This is a genomic window from Amycolatopsis sp. NPDC004368, assembly GCF_053602515.1.
In genome coordinates this window covers 234,339-241,844 of the sequence record NZ_JBSGDT010000009.1, presented here as the reverse complement: position 1 = coordinate 241,844, position 7,506 = coordinate 234,339, and the positions used below count along the sequence as shown (strand labels likewise).

Sequence of the window (7,506 nt, the reverse complement as noted above, 5' to 3'; positions counted from 1 at the left end):
CCGGTTGGGGTCCCCCCGACCTACCGCCGGTTTACGGCCGGTACGGGGGCTACACCGCCGGATTGGCCGGCGGTGTCGACCGGTTCACCTCACCGGGTGGCCGCGACGGCCCGTTCGATGAGGTTGACGACGATCCCCGGGTTGGTCACCTGTGCGGCGTGGGGGGTGTCGGCCTCGACGATGTGGGAGTGGGCGCGGGTGGCCATGAAGCGCTCGGCGGCCGGGGGAATCAAGTGGTCGGCGTCGGAGACGAGGGTCCACGAGGGGATCGTCTTCCAACCCGGCTCGCCTTCGAGGCGCTCGCCCAGGGCCGTCGAGGCGACGGGGTTCTGCGTGGCGGCGAGTTCCGCGGCGGCGGCCACGGAGACGCGGTTGCTGAAGAACAGGTCCCGGTACTGGGCCGCCTTCGCGTACAGCTCGATCTCGGGCTTGTCGCCGGGTGCGAGGTAGGGGACGGGGCTGAGGGCGGTGGGAGGCACCGCGGTGGGATCGGTGCTGATGTGGCTGCCCGGGAATTGCCCGGTCAGAGCCGTGACGTTCTCATGCGTGTCCGGCTCGAAGGCCGAGATGTAGACCAGAGCCTTGACGTTGGGGTTGCCCGTGGCGGCACCGGTGATGACGGCTCCGCCGTAGGACTGCCCGACCAGGACGATCGGGCCCTGGATGGTCTTGAGGTAGGAAGCCAGCAACGCGGAATCCCCGGAGAGGCTGCGCAGGGCCGTCGGCGGGGCGACGACCGGGTAGCCGGCGGCCTGCAGGGGCTTGATCACACCGCCCCAACTGGCCGAGTCCGACCAGGCTCCGTTGACGAGGACGATCGTCGGTTTCGGAGCCTTGACCGGGTGCGAGAGCGCGGCGGGCGCGCTCTCGTGGGACGGCGCGGCCGAGGCGAGCGTGGTCACGCCGGCGGCGAGGGCGATCCCGGTCACGCCGAGCACGACGGAGCGGAAAACACGACGGTTGGGCACGGTTTCTCCTTGGTTGACCGAAGTTGTCACAGCTGTCCGCAGACAGGTCCGCCTGCGGGGGTTCGTGGTGGTGGGTCCGCCGATGTCACACCCGGGCGGGGGCGTGCTCCTCGGCCCAGTTCAGCGCGTAGTCGGCGACTTCCTGCCAACCGTCCTGCCCGATGATGAAGTGCGAGCGCCCGGCGAACTCGTGGTACTCGGTGACGGCCGCGGACTTGCGGGAGAGCCGCCAATTGGCCCTGTTCACCTTGGGCGGCACGATGTGGTCGGCCTGCCCCGCGATGAACAGGAGCGGGGCCTGGTGCTTGCGGAAATCGACCCGGGTCGCGGCTCGGGGGTTGAAGTTGGCGAACGCGCCCTGGAAGAGCACGCGCGCCGAGCCCGGCACGGCGTACCGCTCGTAGCGCGCAGCGGACTCGTCCTCGGTGAGCGTGTTGGTCACGGCGTAGTGGAACTGCTCCGGCGTCAGCGAGACCGCCTTGTTCTTGTTGGCCGGATTCCCGAGGACGGGCCAGGTCGACTTGAGGGTCGACAGCGGCAGCGGCAGGACGCCCTTGACCGCGGCCGAGTCGATGGCGACGCCGACGCGGCCCAGCCCGCGGTCGAGCAGGATCTGGACGACCGTGCCGCCGAACGAGTGGCCCATGATGATCGGCGGCCGGTCCAGCCCGCGGATGACGTACTCGTAGTGGTCGACCACCTCGCGAAGGCCGACTCCCCCGATCCCCGCGGGGTCACGCCGAAGCTCCTCCACCTCGCGGTCGAGCCCCGGCCAGGCCGGCGTGAGCACCCGGTAGCCGCGAGCTTCGTAGTGGTGTTTCCACCCCTCCCAGCTACGCGGGTTCACCCAGAGACCGTGGACGAGCACGATCGTGTCGGCCTCGTCGGCGGAGAAATCGTTCATGCGGACCTTCCCTTGGCACACGACGGTTTGATCGCTGGAGCAGACGCTCCGCTGAAATCGCCGCGATACGGGTCGAGCACGCGTCCCGCGGCGGGTTCTCAGGATCCGCCGCCGCGCTGCCTGCCTGCTTCTGTCAGATGGCCACGGGGTTCGGCGCCGTCGGGTCGAGCCGAGCAGTCGTTCGACCGGTTTCGGCGTTTGCGCGGATCAGCTGCGGTCGTCCGGGGCCTCGGGGCAGTCGGCTGACTCGAACCGGGCACGACAGAATGCCGCCCCACAGCGGTGGAATCAGTGTGGTCGTGAGTGGACAGTGAACTCCGGACAGCGAGCTGCGGTCTACGGCAGTCGGATGACGGTGAACGAAGCGCTCCGCGGCCCAGCGTGGGGTCAGGAGGGTTCGGCGGGGCAGAACGCTCCGTGGGTGGCTCGCTCGCCGGTGACGAGGTAGTCGGTCACGGTGTCGTTGCCGCACTTGTTCGCGGCTTCGAGGTAGGCCGTGTGCCCGCCCTGGTCGATGGTGACCATGCGGGCGCGCCGGCCGAGCGCTTCTTGCATCCGCAGGGCGTCGGGCAACGGCGTTGCGGGGTCGCGCAGGTTTTCCACGATCAGGACGTCGGAGGGGCCGTGGTCGGTGATGCGCACCGGTGGCTCCGCCGAGGCCGGCCAGAACGCGCACGGGCGGATGTTCGCGGTGAACGCCCCGTACATCGGGTAGCGGACCCGGTCGAGGGCGACGTTGCGCTGGTACGTCTGCACCGAGGCGGGCCACCGCGAGTCGCTGCAGACGACCGCGAGGTGACTGGCGGGGAAGTTGTCGTTGTAGGTGCCGGGTGCGCTGCCGGGCGCGTCGGGCTGGTTGGTGTCGGGCTGGTTGGTGTCGACGCTGTGCCAGAGCGCGGCCAGGTCGGGGAACTCGCTGTCCTGCCGGAGCAGCCCGGCCGTCGCGGCGCGGAACGTGGTGCCGTCGAGCCCTTGGGCCGGCGTCTTGTCGAGGCGCGCAGCGAGGACGAAGTACTTCGCGGTGACCGCCGCGGGTGTGCTGCCGAGGCCGTAGGTCTCGGAGCGCGCGGCGGCGAACCTCGCGAAGTCCGGGAACCGCAACTGGAACCCGAGAGCCTGGTCCCGCAGGGCGTCGACGGTGTAACCCTCCGGCGGAAGGCTGCTGTCGAGCACGATGCGGTCGCTGCGGCCGGGGTGGAGCGTGGTGTACACCGCGCCCAGGTAGGTGCCGTACGACGTGCCGTAGTAGGAAATCCTGTCCTCGCCCAGCGCGGCGCGGATCCGGTCCATGTCCCGGGCGGTGTTCGCCGTGGTGACGAACGGCAGCACGGACGCGCTCGGCGAACCGGCGCACTGCGCCGCGAACGCCTTCGCGGCCACGGCCTGCTTCGCCACCTCCGCCGAGTCCCGCGGATACGGCGGGTTGACCGCGAGGTTCCCCTGCTCCGCAGTGAACCCGCAGGTCACCGGGGTGCTCTGCCCAACCCCTCGTGGATCGAAGCCGATGATGTCGTAGCTGTCGCGGACCTGCTGGGGGAAGGGCAGCAGATTCGGCACCGAGAGACCGGGCAGACCGGGGCCGCCGGGATTGAGCAGCAGCACGCCGCGGCGTTTTGCAGGAGCAGTACTCGCCAGCCTCGACACGGCGATCTCGATCTTCCGCCCCGCCGGGTTGCGGTAGTCCAGCGGCACGGTCACCCGGGTGCACTGCAGACCGGCTTCGTGGACCGGGTCGGGACACCCACCCCACTGCAGCGCGGGCTGGCGCGCCGCGGCGGCCGGGACCGCGGCCACCGCCGCCACCGTCAGCGCCGCCAGCGCGGCGGGCAAGATCCTGCGCATGATCCCTCCTCGGGCTCCCCCACGGCGGTGCACCCGCGGACCGCTCCTCGTCGCATCCGACATGCCCCCGGCGGCACAACCGGAAACCCCGGGTGCCGTTCACCGGGACCCGATCATCCCCCCGTGCCCGGGGCATTCGACGCCGTTCCGACCAGCGCGGCCGAGCTGCTCTTGCCGAACCTCGACCGCGCGCTCGCATCGGCCGGGTGCGAGCGCACCCACGGCGTCAACCTGATCCCGGTTCGTCACCGCGCCGGTCCACCAGTGGCGCGGCCGGATCTTTCAGCCGGCCCCGCGAACCTCAGGCTTCGGTGACCTTCCCGTCCGCCACCTCGAACCGCCGCGTCACCGACACCGCGTCAAGCATCCGCCGGTCGTGCGTCACCAGCAGCAGCGTGCCGGAGTAACGGTCCAAAGCGGACTCGAGCTGTTCGATCGCCGGCAGGTCGAGGTGGTTCGTGGGCTCGTCCAGCACGAGGAGGTTCACCCCGCGCGCCTGCAACAAAGCCAGCGCCGCACGCGTCCGTTCCCCCGGCGACAGCGTGGCCGCGGGCCGCAGCACGTGCGCTGCCTTCAGGCCGAACTTCGCCAGCAGCGTGCGTACGTCGGCGTCCGGCAGTTCGGGCACCTCGCGCGCGAAGGCCTCGGCCAGCGGCACGTCGCCGAGGAACAGGCGGCGGGCCTGGTCGACCTCGCCGACGACGACGCCGGAGCCGAGGGTGGCGTGGCCTTCGTCGAGCGGCAACCGGCCGAGCAGGGCGGCGAGCAGGGTGGACTTCCCCGCGCCATTGGCACCGGTGATGGCGACCTTGTCCGCCCAGTCCACCTGCAGGTCGACCGGACCGAGCGTGAACGGGCCGCGCCGCACGACGGCACCGCGCAGCGTCGCGACGACCGCGCCCGCCCGGGGGGCCGCCGCGATCTCCATGCGCAGCTCCCACTCCTTGCGCGGTTCCTCCACGACCTCGAGCCGCTCGATCAGACGCTCGGTCTGGCGGGCTTTCGACGCCTGCTTCTCCGTGGCCTCGCTGCGGAACTTGCGGCCGACCTTGTCGTTGTCGGTCTGCTTGCGCCGCGCGTTCTTCACGCCCTTTTCCATCCACGAACGCTGCATCTGCCCGCGCTCCTCGAGCGCCTGCTTCGTCGTGGCGTACTCCTCGTAGTCCTCGCGCGCGTGGCGCCGCGCGACCGCGCGTTCCTCCAAATAGGACTCGTACCCGCCGCCGTAGGAATTCACCTGCTGCTGCGCCAGGTCGAGCTCCACGACGCGGTCCACCGTGCGGGCAAGGAACTCGCGGTCGTGGCTCACGAGCACCGTGCCGGCGCGCAGGCCGGTGACGAACTTTTCGAGGCGGGTCAGGCCGTCGAGGTCGAGGTCGTTGGTGGGCTCGTCGAGCAGGAAGATGTCGTAGCGGCTCAGCAGCAGCGACGCGAGCCCGGCGCGCGCCGCCTGCCCACCCGAGAGCGACACCATCGGCTGGTCGAGGTCCACAGCCAGCCCCAGTTCGGCCGCCACCTCGCCGGCGCGGTCGTCGAGGTCGGCGCCACCGAGGGCGAGCCAGCGGTCGAGCGCCGTGGCGTACGTGTCGTCGGCGCCGGGCGCGCCTTCGGTCAGCGCTTCGGTGGCGGCGTCGAGCTCGCGCTGCGCGTCGGCGACCCCGGTGCGGCGCGCGAGGAACTGCCGCACCGACTCCCCCGGCCGGCGCTCGGGCTCCTGGGGGAGGTGACCCACCGTGGCCGTCGGCGGGTTGATCCGGATTTCCCCCGACTCGGGTGGCTGCAGGCCCGCGAGGGTGCGCAGCAGCGTGGACTTGCCGGCGCCGTTGACGCCGACGAGCCCGACGACGTCGCCGGGGGCCACGACCAGGTCGAGGCCGGAGAACAGGATGCGGTCGCCGTGGCCGGCGGCCAGGCCCTTCGCGACAAGTGTTGCGCTCATTTCACCGGTGATTCTACGGGTGCCGCCCGCGCCGTCCCGCGTGCTCCCAGTGTGTCGAGTGTCGTCGCAGTCACTCATCGTGGGTAGCCTGGCCAGGTTCTCCACCACGAGCAGTGAGGTCGGTGAAAGCGATGGCGGAACCCGCCACGTCGGTCACGCTCGGCCAGCGGGCGAAGCAGCGGGAACCCCGCGCGGCGGCGCCCCGGCCGACGGTCAGCAGGCGCCGCGAGGTCAGCCACGCGAGCGCCCGGTCCCTGTTGATGACCGTGCTGGGCGAGTACGTGCTGCCCCGCGACCGTCCCGTGTGGACGTCCATGCTCGTCGAAGCGCTGGGCATGCTCGACATCGAGGAGAAGTCGGCGCGCCAGGCACTGGCGCGCTCGGCGGCCGAGGGCTGGCTGGTGTCCGAACGCGTCGGGCGGCGCGTGCGCTGGTCGCTCACCCCGCCGGGCCGGCGGCTGCTCACCGAGGGGGCCGAGCGGATCTACGCGTTCGGCCGCGAGGCGGTCGCGTGGGAGGGCCGCTGGCTGATGCTGATCGTGTCGGTGCCCGAGGCCAAGCGCGACCTGCGCCACCGGTTGCGCACGCGGCTGACCTGGGCGGGTTTCGGCTCGCCCGTGGCGGGCGTGTGGGTGAGCCCCGACCCGAGCCGGCAGCACGAGGCGCAGCAGATCGTGGCGGAGCTGCAGCTCGACGCACAGGCGATGTCGTTCACCGCCGCGTACGGCGAGGTCGGTGAGCAGGAGACCATGGTCGAGCGGTCGTGGGACCTCTCGGAGCTCACCGATCGTTACGAGGACTTCATCGACCGCTTCACCGGCCTGCGCCCGGCCGGCGACCCCGCCGTGCTGCGCGCGCAGACCGAACTCGTGCACGAGTGGCGCCGCTTCCCGTTCCTCGACCCGCGGCTGCCGGCCGAGCTGCTGCCCGCCGAGTGGAGCGGGCGCAAGGCGAGCGAGCTGTTCCACCGCAAGCACGTGGAGTGGCGCCCGGCCGCGCAGGCGTACTGGGACAAGCTGCTGGACAACGAGGAGAAGGCATGACCCGGCTCGACCGCTCCGACGGCCTCGCGGTACTGACGATCGACGCACCGCCGCTCAACCTCTACACGACGTCCCTGCAACACGATCTGCTCACCGCGATCGCGTCGGTGGAGACCGACCCCGCCCGCGCCCTCCTCATTCGCGCCGAGGGCCGCGTGGTCAGCGGCGGCGTCGACGTCGCCCTCTTCGACGCCCAGGGCTCACCCGCCGAGGCGAAGGTCTTCTTCGACGGTCTGCTCGAGGTACCCGACCGCATCGCCGCCCTGCCGTTCCCCACGGTCTTCGCCGCGCACGGCCTGTGCCTCACGTGGGCGTTCGAAGTCGCCATGGCGTGCGACCTGCTTCTGGCGGCGCAGAGTGCGAAGTTCGGCCTGGTGGAGAAGGTCGTGGGCCTCACCCCGACCATGGGCGGCACCCAGCGCCTGGCCGCCCGCGCCGGCGTGGCCCGCGCCAAGGAGTTCGTCTTCACCGGCGACACCTACTCCGCCGAGACGCTCGAACGCTGGAACGTGGTCAACCGCGTGCTGCCTGACGAGGACTTCGACGCCGCCGCGCGCTCCTTCGCCGGCCACCTGGCCACCGGCCCGACCCGCGCGCACGCCGCCACCAAGCGCATCCTGGCGCACTTCGAACACGGCGGCGTCCCCGAAGCCAACGCCCACACCACGGCCATCGCCGCCGCCCTCTTCACCACCGACGACCTGCGCGGCGCCGTCAAGTCCTTCCTCACCGACGGCCCCGGCAAGGCCACCTTCACGGGCCGCTGAGGCACGGCCGTCCCGTGTGACCCCTGGGGCTCGTGTGGTTTCC

Annotated in this window: 6 protein-coding genes; 2 read left to right on the top strand and 4 right to left on the bottom strand. The window is 71.5% G+C overall.

Features of this window, described 5'->3' with window-relative positions; all coding sequences use genetic code 11:
• Nucleotides 1–89: 89 nt before the first annotated feature.
• The 4 genes from ACWEOE_RS16540 to ACWEOE_RS16525 form a co-directional block, all read right to left on the bottom strand.
• Entirely contained in the window at nucleotides 90–968 is an 879-nt protein-coding gene (locus tag ACWEOE_RS16540; RefSeq protein ID WP_452009438.1) for an alpha/beta fold hydrolase, read from the bottom strand.
• A gap of 85 nt (nucleotides 969–1,053) precedes the next feature.
• Nucleotides 1,054–1,872: an alpha/beta hydrolase gene (locus ACWEOE_RS16535; RefSeq protein WP_452009436.1), complete on the bottom strand. Its 819-nt coding sequence runs from the start codon at nucleotides 1,870–1,872 to the stop codon at nucleotides 1,054–1,056.
• Nucleotides 1,873–2,259: 387 nt separating this feature from the next.
• Nucleotides 2,260–3,714: an alpha/beta hydrolase gene (locus ACWEOE_RS16530; protein WP_452009434.1), complete on the bottom strand. Its 1,455-nt coding sequence runs from the start codon at nucleotides 3,712–3,714 to the stop codon at nucleotides 2,260–2,262.
• Between the two features lie 301 nt (nucleotides 3,715–4,015).
• Complete coding sequence (locus ACWEOE_RS16525) at nucleotides 4,016–5,653, bottom strand: ABC-F family ATP-binding cassette domain-containing protein (protein WP_452009431.1); 1,638 nt, start codon at nucleotides 5,651–5,653, stop codon at nucleotides 4,016–4,018.
• A gap of 131 nt (nucleotides 5,654–5,784) precedes the next feature.
• Between ACWEOE_RS16525 and ACWEOE_RS16520 the strand changes: the two genes are divergently transcribed.
• Both ACWEOE_RS16520 and ACWEOE_RS16515 read left to right on the top strand, forming a co-directional pair.
• Complete coding sequence (locus ACWEOE_RS16520; RefSeq protein WP_452009428.1) at nucleotides 5,785–6,696, top strand: PaaX family transcriptional regulator; 912 nt, start codon at nucleotides 5,785–5,787, stop codon at nucleotides 6,694–6,696.
• On the top strand, nucleotides 6,693–7,463 hold the full coding sequence (locus tag ACWEOE_RS16515) for an enoyl-CoA hydratase/isomerase family protein (RefSeq protein ID WP_452009425.1): 771 nt from the start codon (nucleotides 6,693–6,695) through the stop codon (nucleotides 7,461–7,463). The genes ACWEOE_RS16520 and ACWEOE_RS16515 overlap by 4 nt, the downstream gene beginning before the upstream one ends.
• Nucleotides 7,464–7,506 lie beyond the last annotated feature (43 nt).

What these genes read in the sequence shown, in the direction of transcription:
- ACWEOE_RS16535 (WP_452009436.1), bottom strand. Translation starts at nt 1,872, where the DNA reads ATGAACGATTTCTCCGCCGACGAGGCCGACACGATCGTGCTCGTCCAC.
- ACWEOE_RS16530 (WP_452009434.1), bottom strand. Translation starts at nt 3,714, where the DNA reads ATGCGCAGGATCTTGCCCGCCGCGCTGGCGGCGCTGACGGTGGCGGCG.
- ACWEOE_RS16525 (WP_452009431.1), bottom strand. Translation starts at nt 5,653, where the DNA reads ATGAGCGCAACACTTGTCGCGAAGGGCCTGGCCGCCGGCCACGGCGAC.
- ACWEOE_RS16520 (WP_452009428.1), top strand. Translation starts at nt 5,785, where the DNA reads ATGGCGGAACCCGCCACGTCGGTCACGCTCGGCCAGCGGGCGAAGCAG.
- ACWEOE_RS16515 (WP_452009425.1), top strand. Translation starts at nt 6,693, where the DNA reads ATGACCCGGCTCGACCGCTCCGACGGCCTCGCGGTACTGACGATCGAC.